The organism is Thermoactinomyces sp. DSM 45891 (assembly GCF_900119485.1).
Lineage (GTDB): Bacteria > Bacillota > Bacilli > Thermoactinomycetales > Thermoactinomycetaceae > Baia.
Genome location: NZ_FPJZ01000001.1, coordinates 353,332 through 374,615, shown reverse-complemented (window position 1 = coordinate 374,615; position 21,284 = coordinate 353,332). Strand labels below are relative to the sequence as shown.

Here is a 21,284-nt window from a genome sequence, read left to right as displayed (position 1 = left end):
TCCCCTTGTCCATAATGACTTTATCATTAAACTATGCATGAGCGAGCAGGGATAGAATGAAAATCATGAGACAGAAGCAGTAATAACTCCATTCGCATAAATAGGGACCACGTTAAATTCATTCATCTGTAGGCTTAGATCCAGATCGTCCTCATTACCAAGAGAGTGGTTTCGCTTTCCTGCCCGGCTCTCTCGCAATAGATGAAGTTGATCTTGGGAGTGAAGAAATTGGAAGCTACTCATACATAGGAGAGAAAGATCGTCAAAAGGCGAAGGGGATCGAGTGATTTGTGAATCCAGTTGTCGCCACTCCTCTAGGATGGCTCCGACGGTAACACAATCTTCAAATGACATCGTGCCTCTTGTTCCCGCGCAATAAAATAGGACATTGGAGATATTTTCTATGTGCAATCTCTGGGCAATCGATCTCGCATTTAACAAGCTACCGATCCAAACTTGTTTCGCTTGAGCGACTCTACTCAGTGCCCGTGTACCATTCGTAGTCGTAAGAATCAGTTCTTTTCCCTTACAAGAAGAAGTTTGTATAAAATGGACAGGCGAATTACCTAGGGAAAACTCCTCAATTTGTGCTCCAAACCGCTCACCCGCTAGTATCCGTCCTGGTTTCCATAACTTCTTGGCATCTTCAATTTCTTTGACAGGAATGACACACTTTACCCCAGATGAAAGGGCCGCCACTATGGTGGAAGTGGCTCGAAATGTGTCTATGACAATAATGGTTTGACCTACATAATCGCTTGGTTTTAACGCTTGGACATAAGGTATTGTTTGAATGTTCATCGGTACACCTCCATAGTAGGATTGAACGTATCTGAGCGTAGATGTTGTCTCAGAGCTTCAAGTGCGATTACTTCTGTAGGGGGAATGTTTCCTAGATTTACCTCATTCCCAATCAATTTAATATATTGAATTTGCTGTTTTTTAAGAGGAGATTCAAACATGATTTGATTAAGAGGTAAGCTATTTGCCAAATCACGAATTAAAGAAGAATCAAATTTTCCATTTTCATCATAGATGCCCACATCAATTCCCGACTCACGACCCTCTATAATGACAAATTTTACTCCCTCTTCCAGATCTAATGCGGCTTGAGTGTGGATTTCGTCCACTGTCAAAAAAGTACCTGATTCCTTTTTTCCGATCTCTGTAATAACAGAAAATCCTAATTTATGGGCTTTTCGAATCAAATCTCTTTTTTCTTTAGGAGGTATGGAGATGGTGCCTTCTGAAATCTCAATCCACCTGATCCCTTGATCTCGCAAACCTTGGAAATATTGGTCTGTACATCGATGATGGTGAGCTATTTCAAAAAAGGTTCCCCCTGGATAAATGTGAATACGCTCCTGCTCAGTCCGTTCAATTTTTTCTCTTAATAGGCGTACAGGTGTGACTGCGGCAGTTCCGAATCCTAGTTTATAGAAATCGATGTAGGGATGAGCGATTTCGATTAGGTCATCAAAAGCACGCATCCCGAGACCCTTATCCATCACCATGGTGAGCCCGGTAGACCGGGGTTTATTGATTTGCCGATGTTTTGTATGGATTTGTAACCAATTTCCCCATATATTTCTCTCCATTACTAAAACTCCTCTCTATGCGATGGGATGAATGCGCTTGGATCGAATCAAAATCCGTGAATGTCCCTCCCGGTTTCCGTTTATTCGTTGGGGACTATGGATGAGCCAAGCTGATAATAGTAATAATAGCGCAAATACAGCTCCGCTTCCAATAAATAGGATAAAAGGACGATTTTGTAGAGCTCCGTAGACAGTAGGTCCAAGAGCAACTCCAAAAAAACGTATGCTTCCATATAAAGAAGTAATAATTCCTCGCTCTGACGTACCTGTAGAAGAAGTGATAAATGTATTTAGGCACGGAAGGATGAGTCCGCAGGCGATAGCGCTAATGGATAAGATCATGATCATCCATACGATGGACTTCATCCAGATCATGAATATGATTGTTGTCGTTAATAATCCCAAACCAATCAAGATGAGTATCTTCATTAGACCGATTTTGGTTTTGATTGTTTTCCCTACTATATACGCTGTGATACAAAGAGCGAGAAGGGGAATAGCCAAAACGAACCCTTTTAGGACCCCACTCAAGTTAGTATTTGTATCAATTGAATCGGAAAGTCGGAACAACCCTCCAAAAAGTGTAAATAGTGTCATAGATCCAATAGCAAAAGCAAGGAATAACCAGCGCCCTTCTCGTTGAAATACTGATTTTACGTGTTTGATGTACTGTTTAAGGGGTGTTTTTTCATGCGATTGGGTTGGTTCTTGAATTATTTTTACAAGGAAGTAAGCAACCGGAATACATAAAATAGGAAAAACGAAAAACATAGTGTACCAAGTGAAAAGTGCTAGTAGCGAACCTATGATGGGACTTAGTACTTTTCCCATTGCATTGGAGGATTCAATGATTCCAAGGGCAGATGCCCGATCACTCTTTTCAAATAGATCACTTGCTAAAACCATTGCGATAGGTGCAGTTCCAGCCGCTCCAATACCTTGGATCACTCTACTAGCTAATAGAAATCCAAATGATTCTGGAAACCAAACTGCCGATAATCCAGCTAATAGTCCTCCTACACCATATATAAGCAAACTATAGAAAATGACTTTTTTTCTTCCTACATGGTCGGCTAAGATCCCAGCAAAAGGGATCACGATCCCTGCTGGGATAGAAAATAAAGTGATTAATAAGCTTGTTTGTACACTTGAAACATCATATACGTTTTCAATCGTTGGTAGTACAGGAATTAACATGGAGTTACCCAAAACCATAATGATAGGAATGGAAGACAAGATCGCAAGAATCCATTTTTTTGCTTTTGGTTGAGATGTTGATTTTACTTTTTGATCCATATGTATTAAACCTCGTTTATGAATTCATTTGATTGCTTAGTCTATCCAACTAACGAAAAAATAGCCCATTTCAACTAAAATGTATTTCTTTTGAATCGAAAGGTGAAAATAGAGTTACCGATACTTGATGAGGGGTGGGGTTGTAATGTACGATCGTTTACGCAGAGAGGTTTCATATGTGCAAGGTTTGATGGAAGGTGCCAACAAAGAAAGTAGTCATCCAGAGGGAAAAGCGATTCAAAGGCTTTTAGATATTGTGGATGAGTTGTTAGAAGCAAATGAACATCTAGAGCATCGATTCTTGGAGCTAGAGGAATATGTGGAATCCATTGATGATGATCTAAATGATATGGAGTTACTAGTGTATGACGATGAAGATGATGACGATGAAGATGAGCTATGTATCGTCTGTCCAGAGTGTGGAGAAGACGTATATGTAGATTATGAGGACGTAGCGGATGCAGAGATAGAGTTATTATGTCCAGAATGTCATACGGTTTTAATTGTAGAAGATGCTTCTGATATCGAACCAGATAACAGTGGAGTAGATGAAGAAACCAGATAACAGTGGAGTAGATGAAGAGAGTACTGATTAAATCAGATTCATATCATAACAAAGGACTTAGGGACAAGCCTTAAGTTCTTTTTTTGTGCGACAAAATCGAGAATGAATTAGGGAAGATTAAGAATTAACCTGCAAATGTATTCATATAACTATAAAAGAGATAACAGAGAGTTCTGTTTAAAAATGATGTGTTCGGGGGAGATCAAGTTGGATATTAAGCTATCAATTCTAGTGTATTCTACACCAGAACGACTTACAGGTTCTATGGAAATGATGAGAGTGTTGGAGAAGCAAGCTTGTGATCGTCCAGTAGAAGTGCTTATGTTGATGGACAATCAATTACGTTCGATGGATGAACAGAAGATGACGTTATTGAATCTGGCTCAGGGAGAATTTATTGCTTTTATGAATGATCACTATTCGGTATCTGATGTTTACATTGATACCTTGCTCGATGCGATAAATCAGCATCCGAGTATCGATTGTATTACTTTCAATGTAGCATATAACTGGAATTCTAGCGCAGGATTTGGTTTTAGAAATAAGCCACATCATATGATGTGCTACGCAAAAAGAGTTTTAATCCAGTCTGAAAATGCGAAGATGGAAGGGAAAGAAGATCGCGGATGGGTAGAAAGAGTAAATCGATTTGTTCGAGAACAAGTTGAGATCCAGTTAGACTTAGTGAGAAAAGTAGATAAGATGGTCTGTTTTATGCATGTGTTTGAGATGAATAATTGGTGGGAGATTGTAAAGAGACAGATAGGACGGATACATTCGTCTGGTTTGTATGAGAAATTAGACTCTATTTATATTTCGTTTGTCACTGAACGCGCAAATGATGAGAAACACATTGAGGGCATTGTAGAAAAGATAGGATTACTAGCAAACCCGAATGATACTTTAAAAATAAAAATCCTTCCTCAGACATACGACTTTGAGCGTTCTACTTTAAAGTGGTTGCATCAGTATTGTACTGAGAGCCCGGATAATGTACAGATTTTATATATGCATACTAAAGGAGTGGCTCGATCCGGAACGTTTGTTGAATCATATGTACGGGATTGGGTTCATTTGATGGAAACAGTATTAATCGATCATCATGAAATGTGCTTAAAACATCTTGGAAGTGTAGATGCCTGTGGTGTTAATTATTTACCATCACCTAAGCCTCATTTTTCCGGGAATTTTTGGTGGGCGAATAGTGAATACATAAAGAAGCTAGACGAGGGGATAGGCTCAGATTATCTAGCACCAGAGATGTGGTTACTAAGCCATCATCAAAGTAACTTCTGTTGTTTGTTTCACTCTGAAGTAAATCACTATGAGCAACCGTTTTCAAGTAAAAAAATCCCTGTTCTTGCTAGTTGTTATCATCCGGTTTTCTATAGTAAGAGTGGTGAAATGATTAAGAGTTAAGGAGGAGGGGATCACGTGGATATAAAACTGTCTATCTTGATTCCGTCGATTCCTGAAAGGGCAAGTTGTTTAGCTCGATTAGTAAATGAACTACAGAGACAGTCTGATCGATTTCCTGTGGAGATACTTACTTTTGTCGATAATAAGAAGAGGTCAATTGGAACCAAGAGGAATGATCTGATTCAGCAAGCAAAAGGTGATTTTGTAGTGTTTGTTGATGATGACGATCGAGTTTCGACTGATTATATTGATTCGCTCATGTCCGCTATTCGCCAAACTCCCGATGCAGACTGTATTACGTTTGATGTTGAGGTGAGTCTAGGAGGAATCATAAAGAAAATTTGCAAGTACGATATAGTGTATGGAAAAGACAAACTAGAGGATGAACAATATTACTATCGGAACCCTAATCACATTATGTGTTTTTCCAAGAAATTAGCTAGCCAGTATCATTATTTAGATATGAGTTTTGGAGAAGATACCGAATGGGCAGTTCAGGTTCGTAATCAAATTCAAAAGCAAGAAAAAATACCAAAGGTTCTTTATTATTATGACTATATGTTTAAAAGAGAAGGCAGATACAAAGGGTTAGAAAATTATATCATGCTTCAAGCGCTCAAACAGGAGTATGATTTATAATGAAGAAAAGTACAAGGGAGTGTAAGGGGCACCCAAGCCTTTCACACTCCCTTGTACCTAGGATAGGAAAATTCTTCTCATCTCTTTATTGTGGCAGAATTTTATGATAAAATCGGAGTTAGGTTTGTACTATTTTTTCTCATTGGGTTATCTCAATGAGTTTTTTTATCCGAAAATATCATAGAGCTTACCTCTTATGTAAGTCTTACCATCATCAAAGCGAGTGACAATACCATCTAGTAAATCTAATTTTACAATTGTCCCTTTTTCTGTCATCATTTGTATGGTAAGATTTTCTCGGGACTCTGGACAGAAATTAAAAGAGACATACAATTGTACGTTTTCTGAATTTTCTTCTTGCCACTGGATGGAATCCGGATGCACGATAAACTCTTTATGAGTCCGAAATTGGAGGAAAAATCGAGAAAGCTCGTCTTGAGAGCCTTGTACAAGTAGTTTTAACAAGAAAAAACACCTCTAATCTGAATGATGAGAATATGGTGGATCACGCTTTTGATTATACTTAAGCTGACAACTTTTGGCAAGAGTTTACATAATAAATATACCACATATTCAAACTATTTTTTATAAATTTGGAACGAGAATTCAGAAGGCATTAAACAGGTTGTTTTTTCAAAAAAATACATATTTATTTTTGCAATTATAAAAAGAAAGGAAGAGTAGAATGCAATTATCTACTATGGAACTAGGAGAAACGATTCGCTCTTATCGAAAAGAGCGAGGTCTTCGCTTAGAGGATTTAGCAGATGATCAAATTTCTGTTTCCACCATTAGTAACATTGAGCGTGGATACTCGCATGTAAAAGAGGAAAAGGTTAGGTACCTGTTAGATAAGCTAGGAATCGACTTCCATCAACTGAATGCATTGGAAACCAAACAAAAGCAGAAAGATGACTTGTATTTATTAGAGTTAAAGGCAGTTGAAACATGGATCTCCTCTGGCAATAGCAAACGGGCTTGGGAATGGCTTAAAAAGAATCGTTTATCTGAAACCCATGCGCTGGCTCATTTTTATCATTTTTCGAAAGGGAAATATTATTTTTCTCAAGAAGACTACGAAAAAGCGATTTCGGAGTATCAGATGGTTCTGCGCATTACAAAGGTGGCTCATGTCCATCATCCACTTGAGTTAGAGTGTTATCGTGAGATTTGCCATTCCTTGTATCTATTGAAGAGTTATGAACAAGCCCTTGAAGTAGCAGATCGTGGAATGGAGTGGATTGAAGAAGGAGAGAAGCGCAAGAAAAATAAGGATGCCGAGCTAACATTGGCAGGACTTCGTGTTCTATGCTTAATTCAGCTAGAGAGAATGAACGAAGCGTATTACTTCTACTCTTCCTTTTGGAATGATGTTCCATTGATACGTTCCTCCTATCTGATTATCCAATTATATATGGGTAAAGTGAGGCTGTCTCGGGCACTAGGTCTTAACAAAGAAGCGATTCAATTATTAGAAGAAGCGATACGTTGGTGCGGGGAAAACGGAGAGCATTCATTAGTTTGTGAATGTTGGTTAATGCTGGCAAATGTATATCATGAACAAGGATTGATCGAGTTTGCTGATGTTGCTTATCGAACAGCTCTCGCTTTAGAAGATCGGATAAAAGAGCGTTCTCTGGTGGTACAGACATATCTTGAATATGGTATGTTCTATCTAAAAGAGCAGCAGTATGAAGCGGCAAGAGAAAAAATTGAACAAGTTGTCTTCCTAAGCAAGCGATGGAATGACTTTACTAGCTTAGCAAAAGCATATGTCTATCTTGGGGATTTGCAGGTAGAATTGAACCAGCTAGAAAATGGATTAAATCAGTATCTTCAAGCAAAAGAAATTGCCAAAAAAGGTAGTACTCACATTCGGCTGATCGTGTTGGAACGTCTAGCAGAGACGTATAGGACACTAGAAGATGAACAGAAATTCATGGACAGTTTAATCGAGAAATTTGCTTTCGAGCAAGAGTTGAGAGAAAAAGTGGGGCATTAAGCCCTGCTTTTTCTCTATCAAGTACATGGAAAATATCGTCATTTGACATAAGTTACTTACTTTAAATATAATTACTTACAAATCGTAACCACTATATTGTTTATCAGATTACTTGGTTATAAAAATGGAAGGGTGTATAGTAAGATGGCTGATAATAAACAAGTTGAATGGGGAGCTTTGGTTCTTCGTGTTATTTTGGGTATTACCTTTTTTATACACGGTTGGTCGAAATTTTCTGGTGGGCTTGATGGAGTTTCTGATTGGTTTGCGAGTATTGGATTACCTGGATTCTTAGCATATATTGTTGCGACGATTGAGCTAGTGGGGGGAATGCTTCTTATTATCGGATTAGGTACTAGAGTAATTGCGATCTTAAATGGTCTTGTTATGATTGGCGCGATTTTCTCTGTGAAATTATCAGCTGGCTTTATGGGAAATGGACAATCCGCTGGGTATGAATTTGATCTTGCCTTATTAGCAATCGCGATTTATCTTGCCTTGAATGGAAGTAGATTCCTTGCTGTTGATTCGCTGTTTTTAAGTAGAAAACGATGATAATGAGTATTTGATGCTTCATACGAACTAGCTCTCACGAGCTGGTTCTTTTTATTGCCCTCAAGAGAGCTTGTCATAAACAAGCGATACAAGCCATACATTGAGGAATAAAGAGAATATTGGACAGGAGGTGTTTTTGGATGCTGAAACCGATTTATCAGATTCTCCCACTGTCTATCCGCGAAATCATTCAATCACTTCCACGTACGATTCTAGGAAGTTTAGAAGAAATACGCATTAGACAGAATCGTCCTTTAGAAGTGATTACATCCGAACAATCGTGGTTTGTTAGTTACAATCGTCAGCTGAATACAACGCCGAAAGATTCTGTTTTACCCAGTCGTGAAGAATGCACCAAGTTACTAAATCTCCTCAGTAATCACAGTTTGTATGCGATGGAGGAGGAGCTTAGAAGGGGGTATATCACCATTGAAGGTGGGCATCGCGTGGGACTAGCAGGAAAAGTGGTGATGGAGCAGGGTAGAGTGAAACATTTGCGAGATGTAACAGGATTTAATATTCGCATTGCACGAGAAGTAAAAGGGGTAGGGGAAGAATTGCTGCCTATTTTGTTTGGAGCTAACAAAAATTTGCATAATGTTCTGATCGTATCGCCGCCTCAATGTGGCAAAACGACTTTGCTTCGCGATTTAGCACGCCTGATTAGTTTAGGTGATGAAAAGATGTATCCATCCAAGAAAATCGGGATTGTAGATGAGCGTTCCGAAATCGCTGGCTGTGTAGGTGGTGTACCCCAACATGATGTAGGTCCTAGAACTGATATTTTAGATGGTTGTCCCAAAGCAGAAGGGATGATGATGATGATTCGTTCTATGTCTCCAGATGTCATGATTGTCGATGAGGTTGGGAGGCTAGAAGATCTGTATGCTATGCATGAAGCGATCCATGCCGGAGTAAAGGTAATCTCGACTGCACATGGACATACATGGGAAGAAGTATCGCGCCGGGCAGAGTTGGGCGACCTTTTGAAACAAGGGATTTTTGATCGGGTCATCCTACTATCGCGTAAACGAGGCCCTGGAACCATCGAGGCAATTTATAATGGATCGGGTAAACAGATAAACTATCCATCTAAAAAAAACGAGTGGGCTTCTTATGCTTAAGCTACTTGGTGCATGCATCATCTTGATCGGAACAACATGGGCTGGATTTCAGCATGCTCGTACGTTTGCTGAGAGACCCAAACAGATCCGCCAGGTTCGATCGGCTCTTCAATTACTAGAAACAGAGATTGGTTACGGAACCCGAACTCTGATTGATGCCTGTCAATCGATTGCGGCAAGAATGGATGGTTTCATACAAGCAATTTTTCAACAGGCTCATGAAAACTTACTCCAATTAGACGGTGCTTCTACCTACGAATGTTTTGTTCAGGCAATCGAGAGTAATTGGGGAGCCACTTGTATGAAGCAACCAGAGAAGCAAGTAATTTTGGATTTTTGTAAGACGCTTGGGATCTCTGATCGGCAGGATCAATTACAAAATCTAGCAGTAACGAAGAGCAATTTAGAGATCGAGGAGCATAGAGCTCAGGAAGAGCAGATCCAGTACGAGAAAATGTTCAAAACGCTAGGAATCCTTGCCGGGGCACTATTGATCATCTTGATGTATTAGGAGGTACATAATGCCATACAACGTTGATGCTGTGTTCCAGATTGCTGGGATTGGAATCATTGTCGCCATGATTCATACCATTTTAAAGCAGATGGGAAAGGAAGATTTTGCTCATTGGGTAACGCTTTTCGGCTTCGGAGTGGTTTTATTTATGGTTGCGATGCTGATACAAGACTTATTTACTACGATTAAGAACGTGTTCTTGTTCCGAATGTAGAACGGAGGCGATCCACTTGGAAATACTGCAAGTGGTGGGGCTAGGTTTAATCACTACAATCCTCATCTTAGTCGTCAAAGAACAAAAACCAATCTTTGCTTTCTTGTTAGCTACGTTTGTGGGAATTACGATCTTTCTCGCTCTAGCTGGGAAGATTGCCGATGTAATCCGCATCTTAGAGAATTTAGCCACTCAAGCTCATGTGAACAATCTGTTTCTGGAAACGATCTTAAAGATTATTGGGATTGCGTACATTGCTGAGTTTGGGGCTCAAGTTACCAGAGATGCTGGACAAGGTTCTATTGCTTCTAAGATTGAGCTAGCTGGAAAGGTATTAATTATGGTAATGGCGATTCCGATTATTACCGTCATTATTGAGACCATTGTTTCCATATTACCCGCATAAAGGAGGATCGCTTATGCAGAGAGTTGGATGGATGATTCTCGCTCTCTTCCTTCTCATCGTCAGTTTGAATCCAAGTTCTGCATTAGCGAACGGGGAAGAACCCGATCCCACTCCTACCAACTTAACAAAAGAAGTGGTTCGCTCCCAACTGGATCAACTCCAGACACAAGAGGTAGAGTCATTTTGGAATCAACTTCAAACTGAGTATGGAAGGTATTTTGATGGGAAGGTGCCAGGTTTTTTTGATCTCTTATTTCAAGAAAAGGAGATCAGCTTTAAAGCATTCTTCACGGCTTTTGCAAAGTTTTTCTTCCATGAAGTGATGTACAACGGCAAATTACTTGGTGCAATTGTGGTTCTGACCGTTTTTAGTATGTTGCTCCAAACGATGCAAAATGCTTTTGAAAATAATCAGGTGAGTAAAGTAGCGTATGCCATTGTGTTCTTAGTCATCGTTGTCCTAGCTGTAGATAGTTTCTCGGTAGCGATCGAAGCCGCTAAGAGTGCCATTGAGAAGATGATTCATTTTATGTTTGCGCTTGTTCCGTTGCTCTTAACACTGCTTGGATCGATGGGGAATTTGACGTCTGTCACCTTGTTTCATCCACTAATCATCTTTATGATCCATGTGATTGGCACGATTATTTATACATTTGTATTTCCACTCCTCTTTTTCTCGACGATCTTAGCTGTTGTCAGCACGATCTCAAACAAGTATAAAGTAAATCATTTGGCAGGCTTGCTGAGAAAAGTGGCCATTACCGTACTAGGAGGATTGTTAACGATTTTCCTAGGTGTTATCTCAATTCAAGGAGCTACCACAGCTGTAGCGGACGGAGTAACGATCCGTACAGCCAAGTATATTACAGGTAATTTTGTCCCGGTTGTAGGAAGAACGATTTCAGAGGCAGCAGACACAGTCGCTGGAGCTTCTTTATTGATGAAGAACACGATTGGATTAGCTGGAGTTGTGATTTTGCTTATGATCTGTGCGTTCCCTGCACTGAAAATTCTTACACTGGCTTTTATCTATAACTTTTCGGCGGCGATTATGCAACCTTTGGGAAATAGCCCGGTGATTGAAAGCTTGTCGGCGATTGGAAAAACCTTGATTTTCGTCTTTGCTGCATTGGCTGCTGTAGGGCTTATGTTTTTCCTTGCCATTACGATTGTTATTACATCTGGGAATATATCACTGATGATGAGATGAGGTGAGACACATCGAATGGATGGGTGATTGGCTCAAACAAATTATTTTGTTAGTACTTGTAGCTACATTTTTAGACATGTTGTTGCCTAGTAATTCGATGGAGAAGTACGTCAAACTGGTAATGGGCCTTCTCATCTTGATGGCGATCTTATCTCCGATCTTTAAATTACTAAGTGAAAACCTGAATCTGACCGAGCTTGCTTTCTTTGATGAAAACAAGGCAGTAGTGGCCATGCCTGAGATGATGTCGATTGCAGATATAAACGAGCAAACAACTCAGCTAAAAAAGCAACAAGATCAAGTGATTCAGCAGAAAACGGAACAGTCTATGGAGACCTGGATGAAGAAGAATATACCAGATCGATTTGCCATGGAGGTGGTGTCGGCTGATGTAGTAGCTCAATTTGCAACAGAAAACCCTCATATTGAAAAAATCCATCTTGTTGTGAGAGAGAAAGCGTTAGGATCTTCTGCGAAACAGGTAGAACCGGTTCAAGAAGTATCCATTCTTTCATCAAGTGAGCCTATACCTACGGAATCTACTTCAAACGAGACTGGGAAAAAGATTCAAGGTTTTATCCAGCAAACGTGGAATCTGACTGCTGAACAAGTAGAGGTCCAATTAGAATAGGAGGAGGGGAAATCAATGTTTGATAAGTTATTTGAAAAAATGGGTGATAAAGTGGGTGGAGGAAACAATCAGAAGCGTAAACGATTTTTTCTCTTTCTCCTCCTCGTCTTCTTTGGAATTGGAGCCATGCTTGTCTCCTCGTTTTTTCAACCTGAGGAAGATGCGATGCCTCCTGAAAATGAAAGGGGTCTTCTCTCATCCAAGAATTCTGCTCAACCCGCTGAGGCAAAGGTGTCTGAAGGTACGATTATGCAGAAGTATGAGGCTGAGTATGAACAGGAGCTGGCTAATATCCTTAGTAAAGTAGTAGGGGTTAGTGATGTGGATGTTGTGGTTAATCTTGATTCAACCGAAGAAGAAGTAATTCAAAATGAGACACAACAAAACGTACAAACGACAACTGAAACGGATCCTAAGGGTGGAACAAGATCCACTCAACAAAACAATACAAACAACAAAACTGCCATGTACCGTGATGGAAGTGGAGAAAAGCCACTCATTGTCAAACGACTAAAACCAAGAGTTCGTGGGGTTTTAGTAGTAGCACGTGGAGTAGAAGACCTACAAGTGAAGGCGATTTTATTGCAAGCGATTCAACGAGTGCTAGATCTCCCGATTCACCGAATTGAGGTATTGTCCAAAGGATAAAAGGAGGAATTTACAATGAACATGAACAAACAGACGATTTGGTTGGTGACGATGTTATCACTTATGGTTGTTTTATCTGCTTATTATATCGTTTCAGGTCCAGTAGAACCTGCAGGTCAGATGGCAAAAAAGGCGGAAGAAATTTTAAATAAAAGTGAAATTGCAGTAGATATTAAGGCGGCAAACAAACCAGCCTCGACAACAGCGAAAACAGATACCAAGGACGCTATGCAGCAAAAAGGTTCCGATTATTTTGTCGGACACCAATTAAACAGGGAGTATCTCCGCCAGCAATTACTAGAGGAAAACTACAAAATGATGATGGATCCCAAAGCCACTAAAAATCAACTAGAGTCTGCTAGTAAAAAGGTAGAGCAATTAAACAAAACGGAGAAACAAGAGAGTGTGCTAGAAGATATTATCTGTAAAGAGCTAAAGTTTGCAGATGCGGTTGTTGTAACGAATGAGGATCATGTAGATGTGATCGTGAAAACAGCGAAGCTTACACCAAGTCAAGTGGTGAAGGTGATGGATTTAGTGAAGCAAAATAGCAATGTTGATGGTTTGCAAGTGACGGTTAGTTCGCATTCATGAGATAGGTAAAGATTAAGGGTGTTGGCTATATCAACTGAACTCCTCCTCAGCAGGAGTTTTTTATTTTTCACCCATATTTCTAGATGAATCTATTATTATTTGATAGAATGAGAGACATTGTATAACGGTTGATTACAGAGATAGGGAGTAGGTCAAAATCATGTATGATCCGATGATCAACCTTTTTAAGGAAGTAAATTTACCAAGAGATTGGTATACCAACTACTATAAAAACGGACGAATACTGCGAGTAGAAGTAAGCGAACGACAAAATACATGGGATTTGTTTATGGAGTTTCCTAAGCTGATTCCGATTGAGCTTACTCATCAATTTGCTCAATCATTGATGAATCACTATAAGGAGTGGACGGTTCAAGTTCATTATCGATATCAATCAATCGATCATCAAGTTGCTTTAAAACAAGCCAAAACTTTTATTCAAAAACAAATTAATGAAAATCATACCCGTTCTGCGGCGGTATGGCTGGGGAAGGCGGAGTGGGTGCTTCAGGAAAATGAAATTTGTATTCAACTCCCGAATCCAGCCGTCCAAGCGATGGCGGAGAAGTTACAGATTGCCGATCATGTGGCCCGCTACTACCTCGAGTACACAGGGAGTCAGATGAAAGTTCGGTTGGTTAGTGAGCAAAATCAAGCGGATTATCGCACTGAATTATTGCAAAAGCGGACTGAGGAAGAGCAGATGCTCATCGAACAAGTGAAGGAAGCAGAACGAGAACGGGCCGCGACGTTCGTAGATGTAGCAGAGCCTTCTGTAGAAGTTGCAAAAAAGCTTGGAGTGCATATTGGGAATGAGTCGGTCCAGATTCAAACCATTCAGGAAGAAGATCGACGTGTAACGGTACAAGGTAAGATCTTCAAGTCGGAGATTCGCGAATTAAAGAGTGGTCGCAAACTCCTAACTTTTAATATCACGGACTACACAGATTCAATTTCCTGTAAGTGCTTTGCTCGAGATAAGGAGCAAGCTCAAGTCTTTCAACAGATTCGAAATGGTGACTGGGTCAAAATCCGCGGTGACGTACAGTTTGATACATTTTCCCGAGAGCTCTGTTTTATGGTTAACGACCTCCAAGAAGTTGCGTCACCTGTACGTGTAGATGATGCAGAGGAGAAACGAATCGAGCTACATTTACATACATCTATGTCCCCCATGGACGGATTACTTGCACCGAGCGATTTTGTAAAAAAGGTAGCAAAGTGGGGGCATAAAGCGGTAGCGATTACGGATCATGGTGGTGTTCAAGGCTTCCCGAAGGCTTATGAAGCAGCTCAAGATGCGGGTATCAAGCTACTATTTGGAATGGAAGCCAATATCGTTGATGATGCAGTGCCGGTAACGATGAATCCACGTCCTACGAATCTAGTAGATGAGACGTATGTGGTGTTTGATGTGGAGACGACAGGGCTTTCAGCGGTACACGATGTGATTATCGAGCTGGCAGCGGTTAAAGTCCATAATGGCAAAGTGATCGATACATTTTCTGAGTTTGCCAATCCACATCGTCCACTAGCTCCAAAAATCATTGAACTGACTCATATTACCGATAGTATGCTGGTCGATGCACCAGAAGCTGATGAGGTGGTAGCTAGGTTCCTTGATTTTATTGGTGATTGTGTGCTTGTTGCTCATAATGCCCGGTTTGATATGGGCTTTTTACAACAAGCCGTCAATCGAATAAATGGTCCACAAGTGATGAATCCTGTCATAGACACTCTAGAATTAGGACGCTTTTTATACCCCTCATTAAAGAATCACCGTCTAAATAACTTATCTAAGCATCTGGATGTCCATCTTGAGCAGCATCACCGTGCGATTTACGATGCGGAAGCGACTGGGTATGTGTTTTGGAAAATGGCACAGGAAGCAGAGAAGCGAAAATTATTTACACTGGAAGATTTGAATCAAAACGTAGACTTTATTGATGTGAAGCGCTCTAGGCCTTATCATGTAATCCTTTTTGCGAAAAACGAAACAGGACTCTATCATTTATATAAATTAGTTTCGATTGCCCATACAGAATATTTCTACCGAGTCCCCCGAATCCCACGGAGTAAATTAGAAGAGTTTCGGGAAGGCTTAGTGATCGGTTCCGGTTGTGAGAAAGGCGAGCTATATGATGCAGCTCTTAATAAAAGTCCTGACGATGCAGAGAAGATAGCCAGTTTCTATGATTATCTAGAAATCCAACCGATTGATGTAAATATGCATTTGGTCCAAAAAGGTTTTGTTGCCAGCCCAGAGCAATTAAGAGCAGCTAACCGACTTATCGTTCAATTGGGAGAAAAGCTAGGGAAGCCTGTAGTAGCAACTTCCAATGCCCATTATCTGAATCCCGAAGAGGCTATTCATCGGACGATTCTGTATCGAAATCAGAGTGGAGGTCGATTTACAGACGATCTTTCGCCAGCTCATCTGCGTACGACGAACGAGATGTTGCAAGAGTTTTCATATCTAGGTGGTCAGAAGGCGAGAGAAGTGGTGATTACGAATACGCACCTCGTTGCCGATATGATGGAAGAATTGAAGCCTTTCCCAGATGATTTACATGCGCCGAAATTAGAGGGAGCAGAGGAAGAGTTGCGAAGTTCCTGTTACGAAAATGCAGAGGCGAAGTATGGAAGTCCTCTACCTGAAATGGTAGAGGCAAGACTGGAAAAAGAACTGAAAAGTATTATTGGAAATGGATTCGCGGTTATTTATATCATCTCCCGTCGTCTCGTCATGAAGTCAAATGAGGACGGATACCTTGTAGGTTCTCGTGGTTCCGTAGGGTCCTCCTTCGTGGCAACGATGAGTAATATTACCGAAGTAAACCCACTTCAACCACACTATGTATGTTCATCATGTCAGTATAGTGAGTTTATCTTAGATGGTAGTGTGGACTCTGGCTTTGACCTACCAGAAAAAGATTGCCCGAAGTGCGGCACGAAGCTAGATAAAGATGGACAGGATATTCCGTTTGAGACGTTCCTTGGCTTTGAAGGAGATAAAACCCCCGATATCGATCTGAATTTCTCAGGTGAGTATCAAGGTCGAATTCATGAATACACCGAGGAATGGCTAGGAAAGCAGTCGATCTTCCGTGCAGGAACCATCGCGACAGTGAAAGAAAAAACAGCGATTGGATATGTGAAGAAATATGCGGAACAACAAGGCAAAAACCCTCGTTTCGCCGAAATCCAACGTTTAGCAGAGGGATGTGTTGACGTCAAACGAACGACGGGACAGCATCCGGGTGGACTGATGGTTGTGCCACAAGGGAGCGATGTCTTAAAGTTTACACCGGTTCAATATCCTGCTGACGATATGAATGCGAAAACAGAGACTACTCACTTTAACTATAAAGCGATTGAAGGGAGACTCTTGAAACTGGACTTGTTAGCTCACCAAGATCCTACTACCTTGCGAATGCTACAAGATACATCCGGAATAGACCCGCTTCATTTACCGCTCGATGATCCCAAAGTGCTTAGTATCTTTAACTCACTCGGTGCCTTAGGTATTAAGTCTGAGAATGTCAATGGAATTAAAGTTGGGACAACTGGAATCCCTGAGTTTGGGACAGGTTTTGTAAGACAGATGCTCGAAGAGACAAGGCCTACTACGTTTTCCGAATTAGTGAGAATTTCAGGTCTATCACATGGGACGGACGTATGGCTAGGGAATGCACAAGAATTGGTTAAGAAGGGCCATAAGCTTTCCGAAACGATTTGTACCCGTGATGAGATTATGAGTTATTTGATGTATCAAGGTCTCCCGCCGAAACTCTCATTCGATATCATGGAGAAGGTACGAAAAGGGAAGGGGCTCTCCCCCGAATTCGAAGAAGCGATGCGCAATAATAAAGTACCCGAGTGGTATATTGATTCATGTAAAAAAATCAAGTACATGTTCCCTCGGGCCCATGCTGTTGCCTATGTGACGATGGCTGTGCGGATTGCATGGTATAAAGTGTATCAACCGATCCACTACTATGCCGCCTTCTTCTATCGCATGATTGACGGATTTGACTGTGAAGTGATCTTAAAAGGACCTACTCACGTCGAGCAGACGATGAAAGAAATTAAAGAGAAGGGCTTTTCTGCATCTGCCAAGGAAAAAAGCTTATATACTACACTCGAATTAGTACAAGAGTACTTCGCACGAGGCTTTACATTTAAACCGATTGACATATACCGCTCCCATGCGACCCAATTTGTAATGGAGGATGATACAACCCTGATTCCACCGTTTAAATCACTCGAAGGATTGGGAGAGAGCGTTGCCTTTAAGATTATGGAAGCTCGTGGGAGTGGGGATTTTCTCTCGATTGATGACTTCCAACAGCGAACAAAGGCGAGCTCTACCACGATTGACTTGCTTAGAACGATGGGATGTATGGAGGGACTACCACAGAGCAATCAGCTTACTTTGTTTTAGCGTGTTAGAATGAAAAGGCGAGGAATCTGATATTAGATTCCTCGGCTATTTAAATAAGAGGTGTCAACATGGAACGAAATTACTCAATCGATTTTTTGAAATTCTTTGCTATCATTGCTGTGGTAGTGATACATACAAATCCGTTTCAAAAAGTTGAAGACCTATTTGGTTTTAATGGTTATTACTCAGATTTTGCGTTAGATTCTTTTTCTAGATTTGCGGTTCCATTTTTCTTTTTAGTTTCGGGTTATTTATTTTCTCGGAAGGTTATCAATCTCAAGTACAAGGGTCAAGTAACGTATTATAAAAAATACATTTATAAGATTGGGAAACTCCTGTTTACATGGACAGCATTCTATCTAATACTGGAAGTAATATTAAATATTTGGAGTAATCTTGCTGAAGGAATCTATTGGAGAAAAGATATTTTTTCAGGTGTGTTGATTAACCAAAAAATAGGATAAAAAGGAGAAAGACACCTTTCTTCGAAATGGTATAGTGCCCACTAAACCATAGAGAGGTGTCCTTATGAAACAATTACCATCCTTTATCAAACACTACAATCCTTGATATCAGCAGATGAAATAGAAAGCTTGCTACACGAAGTAGGATATCCGGATACAGCAAGGAAGTTCAATACTTTCGAGCTATTGAAAGTTTGGATCTCATCAGCGATCGAGAAATGGGGTAGTTTTTCGCGAAAGCGAAGAACATCTAAGGGCAAGCGAAAACTTGATAGAAGTGAATTATTCGACATTTTCTAAGAAGGCATCATCTGTCCCTTACTCTTTTTTCAAAAAACTACTTCACTTATTCCTAAGTCGATGTAATCGACGCCTTCGCAGAGATCTAGAATTGCCACCATCCATTGCTGTAGATTCTACTACCATTACAACTGGAGCCGGAAACTGGAAATGGGCACAATTCCGCGGTGAAAAAGCGGGTGTGAAGTTGCATGTTTCCTTTGATGTGAAAACAATGACTCCTATATGTGTGGAAGAATCAGTTGCGTCGCAACATGATTCAAAGAAGGCATCTCAGTTGGTTACTATGAAAAGAGCCATCTATATTTGTGATCGTGCGTATGCCAAATATGATCGGATGGATGAACTTCATGGAGAAGACAAATTCTTTGTCATCCGATTAAAGAAAAATGCCGTTACTCGTGATGAACGTATCTGCTCTGTTCCAACAAAGGAATCCTTTGTTAGAGAAGACTGGATAGCGCGTTTGGGCGAGGAAGTGAATGGAACGATCCATCCATTTCGGTTAGTTACTTTTCAAGATCTGGAGGGACATGAGATTCGAGTGGTTACGAATCTATATGATGTGAGCGCTGAGATTGGCTCCGTAATCGGATATAATTTGGAGCGAACGCAGAGATGGCTTAGGTACTCAAAGGTATACCTCGGTCTGTTCCTTTTCTTCTCACTTATAAGCATTGTAGAGTGTTATATCAGTATTTATTATCTAAATGCAGTTGAGAGGGAATATTTTTTAGCCACAATCATTACCGCTCCTTCTATTTTTTTGTTCTGTCTGTCTAATCCATTATTAGGAAAGGGATCATACTTATCTAAAATTGGAAGTAAGTCGGTGGGGGTCTACGTAATTCACGTATTTTTTATTAAGTTGACAATTCATATATCCCTCTTGCTAAAAATGCGTGAAGTGATAGATATGTCGATTATATGGCAGATCGTGTATACTCCACTTGTATTCATTATTGCTTATATAGCGTACGAGAATTTACAAGTAGTAAAGAGGTTTTTTGTACGCAAAGAATCGGATCCAGCTCAAAAGACTTTGCTATCCCAGAATAACTAAATAACTAGATATTTAATTCCCACCAAATATCTCGATTTCCGCACCCAGTAAATTTAGCCGACTAACCAAGTCTTCATAACCACGGGCAATGGAGTAGGTGTTGCGCAGGGTAGAAGTTCCCTTTGCTGCAAGCATCCCTAGTAGAATGACTACAGAAGGCCGCAGTGCGGGTGGGCAGATCACTTCGGCGCTTTTCCATCTCGTCGGCCCCTCGATATAGACGCGATGTGGGTCAAGTAGCTCAACCTTTACATTTAACTTAGTTAGCTCGGTTAAGTAAATGGCACGGTTTTCATATACCCAGTCGTGTACCAAGGTGCGGCCATGAGCGGTCGCAGCAATACAAGCGAAAAATGGTAAATTATCGATATTAATCCCTGGGAAGGGAAGAGGATGAACTTTGTCCGTCGGCGCATTCAATTGGGATGGCTTGATCTCAAGATCTACTAGCCGTGTGTAGCCGTTATGGGCAACATATTCTTCGCTCATCTCATACTGGAGACCCATTTCTTCGAGTAAGAGTAGCTCGATTTCCAGAAATTCAATGGGCACGCGGCGTATCTTGATCTGAGACTTTGTAACGATGCCCGCAGCTAGTAAGCTCATAGCCTCGATCGGGTCTTCGCTAGGATAATATTCTACATTTTGATTTATATTTTCGACTCCAGTTACTTTAAGGGTGGTGGTTCCGATTCCCTCGATCTTGACGCCAAATTGTTGTAAAAATAGGCACAAATCCTGAACCATATAGTTAGGACTTGCATTGCGGATGATCGTGATCCCTGTAGAAAGTGCTGCGGCCATGAGGATATTTTCTGTTACTGTATCCCCGCGCTCGATCATAACAATTGGCTTTCTCGGTTGGCGAGGATTCACATGTGCTTTATACAGGCCGTTTTCAGAGGCATCTACTTCTAATCCAAAGTGTTTTAAGCCGTCAAGATGGGGCTTAACCGTCCGCTTCCCTAGATTACACCCGCCGGCATAAGGGAGTTCGAAATCAGTGAAAACATGTAAGAGTGGTCCTAGAAACATAATAATAGATCTTGTTTTTCGAGCTGCCTCCATATTGATGTTTTCGATGAGTAAGCGTTCAGGGGGGGTGATTTTTAAGTCATTTTGGTGATTAAGCCATTGTATTTGGACACCTAAACTTGTGAGAACTTCAATAATTCGATTAACCTCTTCTATACGTGCTAGATTTCGCAGGGTCGTAGTACCCTTGTTTAGCAATGATGCACAGAGTAGACCAACGGCTGCATTTTTACTGGTTTTTACTTCAATTTCACCTGAAAGTGGTTTCCCACCATGGACACGGATATTTAATGTGTTAGGATTTTCGGAATGTCCTGATTCTTTTTGGTCTTTATGTAGCAAGCCGTTAATATGTGTCAGCATATCCACACTTAGGTTTTGTCTATTGTTTTCCATTTGGTTCATGATCTGATCAAATAATTTTTCTGCTTCATTCTTTATTTGGTTTGGCACTAGAAATGCCTCCTTTTTGTAATAGATAAATATGAGATTTGCTATTACGTTATGATTAAGAAGTATATCATTTCTAGAGCATATTTGAGCAGGCCTTACTATCTTTACAC

The 21,284-nt window shown here is 40.5% G+C and carries 21 protein-coding genes; 16 read left to right on the top strand and 5 right to left on the bottom strand.

Features of this window, described 5'->3' with window-relative positions:
- Positions 1 to 63 precede the first annotated feature (63 nt).
- From BT147_RS01885 to BT147_RS01875, 3 genes are read right to left on the bottom strand one after another with little or no spacing between them, the layout of a single operon-like run.
- Positions 64 to 801, bottom strand: a complete 738-nt coding sequence (locus BT147_RS01885) for a 2-phosphosulfolactate phosphatase (protein ID WP_072330334.1) — start codon at positions 799 to 801, stop codon at positions 64 to 66.
- Positions 798 to 1,598, bottom strand: coding sequence for a phosphosulfolactate synthase (gene comA / locus BT147_RS01880; RefSeq protein ID WP_072330332.1), 801 nt, complete (start codon positions 1,596 to 1,598; stop codon positions 798 to 800). Before comA ends, BT147_RS01885 begins: the two co-directional genes overlap by 4 nt.
- 15 nt (positions 1,599 to 1,613) lie before the next feature.
- Positions 1,614 to 2,894 carry an MFS transporter gene (locus tag BT147_RS01875; protein WP_072330329.1) on the bottom strand — a complete coding sequence of 427 codons (1,281 nt, stop codon included), beginning with the start codon at positions 2,892 to 2,894 and terminating at the stop codon, positions 1,614 to 1,616.
- 145 nt (positions 2,895 to 3,039) lie between these two features.
- On the opposite strand from BT147_RS01875, the gene BT147_RS01870 reads away from it, so the two are divergent.
- From BT147_RS01870 to BT147_RS01860, 3 genes are all read left to right on the top strand, one after another.
- Positions 3,040 to 3,459, top strand: coding sequence for a CD1247 N-terminal domain-containing protein (locus tag BT147_RS01870; protein ID WP_072330327.1), 420 nt, complete (start codon positions 3,040 to 3,042; stop codon positions 3,457 to 3,459).
- A gap of 207 nt (positions 3,460 to 3,666) precedes the next feature.
- Positions 3,667 to 4,878, top strand: coding sequence for a hypothetical protein (locus tag BT147_RS01865; protein ID WP_072330325.1), 1,212 nt, complete (start codon positions 3,667 to 3,669; stop codon positions 4,876 to 4,878).
- 15 nt (positions 4,879 to 4,893) lie between these two features.
- A complete protein-coding gene (locus BT147_RS01860; protein ID WP_072330323.1) occupies positions 4,894 to 5,517 on the top strand; it encodes a glycosyltransferase in 624 nt (207 codons plus the stop codon).
- Between the two features lie 165 nt (positions 5,518 to 5,682).
- Here the strand turns inward: BT147_RS01860 and BT147_RS01855 are convergent, their stop codons facing one another.
- The gene (locus BT147_RS01855; protein ID WP_072330321.1) at positions 5,683 to 5,982 is read right to left on the bottom strand and encodes a hypothetical protein; all 300 of its coding nucleotides are present in this window, start codon (positions 5,980 to 5,982) and stop codon (positions 5,683 to 5,685) included.
- Between the two features lie 220 nt (positions 5,983 to 6,202).
- Here BT147_RS01855 and BT147_RS01850 point away from each other — a divergent pair, with 220 nt between their 5' ends.
- The 13 genes from BT147_RS01850 to BT147_RS01790 all read left to right on the top strand — a co-directional run bounded on the left by BT147_RS01850 (position 6,203) and on the right by BT147_RS01790 (position 19,686).
- On the top strand, positions 6,203 to 7,519 hold the full coding sequence (locus BT147_RS01850) for a helix-turn-helix domain-containing protein (RefSeq protein ID WP_072330319.1): 1,317 nt from the start codon (positions 6,203 to 6,205) through the stop codon (positions 7,517 to 7,519).
- A 144-nt stretch (positions 7,520 to 7,663) separates the two neighbouring features.
- A complete protein-coding gene (locus tag BT147_RS01845; protein ID WP_072330317.1) occupies positions 7,664 to 8,074 on the top strand; it encodes a DoxX family protein in 411 nt (136 codons plus the stop codon).
- 143 nt (positions 8,075 to 8,217) lie between these two features.
- Positions 8,218 to 9,198, top strand: a complete 981-nt coding sequence (gene spoIIIAA / locus BT147_RS01840; RefSeq protein WP_502688551.1) for a stage III sporulation protein AA — start codon at positions 8,218 to 8,220, stop codon at positions 9,196 to 9,198.
- Positions 9,191 to 9,709 carry a stage III sporulation protein SpoIIIAB gene (gene spoIIIAB / locus BT147_RS01835; protein WP_072330313.1) on the top strand — a complete coding sequence of 173 codons (519 nt, stop codon included), beginning with the start codon at positions 9,191 to 9,193 and terminating at the stop codon, positions 9,707 to 9,709. The genes spoIIIAA and spoIIIAB overlap by 8 nt, the downstream gene beginning before the upstream one ends.
- Before the next feature lie 10 nt (positions 9,710 to 9,719).
- On the top strand, positions 9,720 to 9,926 hold the full coding sequence (gene spoIIIAC, locus BT147_RS01830) for a stage III sporulation protein AC (RefSeq protein ID WP_072330311.1): 207 nt from the start codon (positions 9,720 to 9,722) through the stop codon (positions 9,924 to 9,926).
- Positions 9,927 to 9,942: 16 nt separating this feature from the next.
- On the top strand, positions 9,943 to 10,332 hold the full coding sequence (spoIIIAD, locus tag BT147_RS01825) for a stage III sporulation protein AD (RefSeq protein ID WP_072330309.1): 390 nt from the start codon (positions 9,943 to 9,945) through the stop codon (positions 10,330 to 10,332).
- Positions 10,333 to 10,345: 13 nt separating this feature from the next.
- The gene (gene spoIIIAE, locus BT147_RS01820; RefSeq protein WP_072330307.1) at positions 10,346 to 11,542 is read left to right on the top strand and encodes a stage III sporulation protein AE; all 1,197 of its coding nucleotides are present in this window, start codon (positions 10,346 to 10,348) and stop codon (positions 11,540 to 11,542) included.
- Between the two features lies 1 nt (position 11,543).
- Positions 11,544 to 12,173 (top strand): stage III sporulation protein AF, encoded by a 630-nt coding sequence (gene spoIIIAF / locus BT147_RS01815; protein ID WP_143187876.1) that lies wholly within the window; start codon positions 11,544 to 11,546, stop codon positions 12,171 to 12,173.
- Positions 12,174 to 12,188: 15 nt separating this feature from the next.
- The gene (gene spoIIIAG, locus BT147_RS01810) at positions 12,189 to 12,821 is read left to right on the top strand and encodes a stage III sporulation protein AG (RefSeq protein WP_083426287.1); all 633 of its coding nucleotides are present in this window, start codon (positions 12,189 to 12,191) and stop codon (positions 12,819 to 12,821) included.
- A 15-nt stretch (positions 12,822 to 12,836) separates the two neighbouring features.
- Entirely contained in the window at positions 12,837 to 13,415 is a 579-nt protein-coding gene (locus BT147_RS01805) for a SpoIIIAH-like family protein (RefSeq protein ID WP_072330302.1), read from the top strand.
- A gap of 160 nt (positions 13,416 to 13,575) precedes the next feature.
- On the top strand, positions 13,576 to 17,859 hold the full coding sequence (locus BT147_RS01800; RefSeq protein ID WP_072330300.1) for a PolC-type DNA polymerase III: 4,284 nt from the start codon (positions 13,576 to 13,578) through the stop codon (positions 17,857 to 17,859).
- A gap of 68 nt (positions 17,860 to 17,927) precedes the next feature.
- Complete coding sequence (locus BT147_RS01795; RefSeq protein WP_072330298.1) at positions 17,928 to 18,323, top strand: acyltransferase family protein; 396 nt, start codon at positions 17,928 to 17,930, stop codon at positions 18,321 to 18,323.
- A gap of 391 nt (positions 18,324 to 18,714) precedes the next feature.
- Positions 18,715 to 19,686, top strand: a complete 972-nt coding sequence (locus BT147_RS01790) for a transposase (protein WP_072330296.1) — start codon at positions 18,715 to 18,717, stop codon at positions 19,684 to 19,686.
- Positions 19,687 to 19,698: 12 nt separating this feature from the next.
- On the opposite strand, the gene BT147_RS01785 is transcribed toward BT147_RS01790, so the two are convergent.
- On the bottom strand, positions 19,699 to 21,174 hold the full coding sequence (locus tag BT147_RS01785; RefSeq protein ID WP_218159100.1) for a UDP-N-acetylglucosamine 1-carboxyvinyltransferase: 1,476 nt from the start codon (positions 21,172 to 21,174) through the stop codon (positions 19,699 to 19,701).
- Between the last annotated feature and the right edge of the window lie 110 nt (positions 21,175 to 21,284).

What these genes read in the sequence shown, in the direction of transcription:
- BT147_RS01885 (WP_072330334.1), bottom strand. Translation starts at nt 801, where the DNA reads ATGAACATTCAAACAATACCTTATGTCCAAGCGTTAAAACCAAGCGAT.
- comA (WP_072330332.1), bottom strand. Translation starts at nt 1,598, where the DNA reads ATGGAGAGAAATATATGGGGAAATTGGTTACAAATCCATACAAAACAT.
- BT147_RS01875 (WP_072330329.1), bottom strand. Translation starts at nt 2,894, where the DNA reads ATGGATCAAAAAGTAAAATCAACATCTCAACCAAAAGCAAAAAAATGG.
- BT147_RS01870 (WP_072330327.1), top strand. Translation starts at nt 3,040, where the DNA reads ATGTACGATCGTTTACGCAGAGAGGTTTCATATGTGCAAGGTTTGATG.
- BT147_RS01850 (WP_072330319.1), top strand. Translation starts at nt 6,203, where the DNA reads ATGCAATTATCTACTATGGAACTAGGAGAAACGATTCGCTCTTATCGA.
- BT147_RS01845 (WP_072330317.1), top strand. Translation starts at nt 7,664, where the DNA reads ATGGCTGATAATAAACAAGTTGAATGGGGAGCTTTGGTTCTTCGTGTT.
- spoIIIAB (WP_072330313.1), top strand. Translation starts at nt 9,191, where the DNA reads ATGCTTAAGCTACTTGGTGCATGCATCATCTTGATCGGAACAACATGG.
- spoIIIAC (WP_072330311.1), top strand. Translation starts at nt 9,720, where the DNA reads ATGCCATACAACGTTGATGCTGTGTTCCAGATTGCTGGGATTGGAATC.
- spoIIIAE (WP_072330307.1), top strand. Translation starts at nt 10,346, where the DNA reads ATGCAGAGAGTTGGATGGATGATTCTCGCTCTCTTCCTTCTCATCGTC.
- spoIIIAG (WP_083426287.1), top strand. Translation starts at nt 12,189, where the DNA reads ATGTTTGATAAGTTATTTGAAAAAATGGGTGATAAAGTGGGTGGAGGA.
- BT147_RS01805 (WP_072330302.1), top strand. Translation starts at nt 12,837, where the DNA reads ATGAACATGAACAAACAGACGATTTGGTTGGTGACGATGTTATCACTT.
- BT147_RS01800 (WP_072330300.1), top strand. Translation starts at nt 13,576, where the DNA reads ATGTATGATCCGATGATCAACCTTTTTAAGGAAGTAAATTTACCAAGA.
- BT147_RS01795 (WP_072330298.1), top strand. Translation starts at nt 17,928, where the DNA reads ATGGAACGAAATTACTCAATCGATTTTTTGAAATTCTTTGCTATCATT.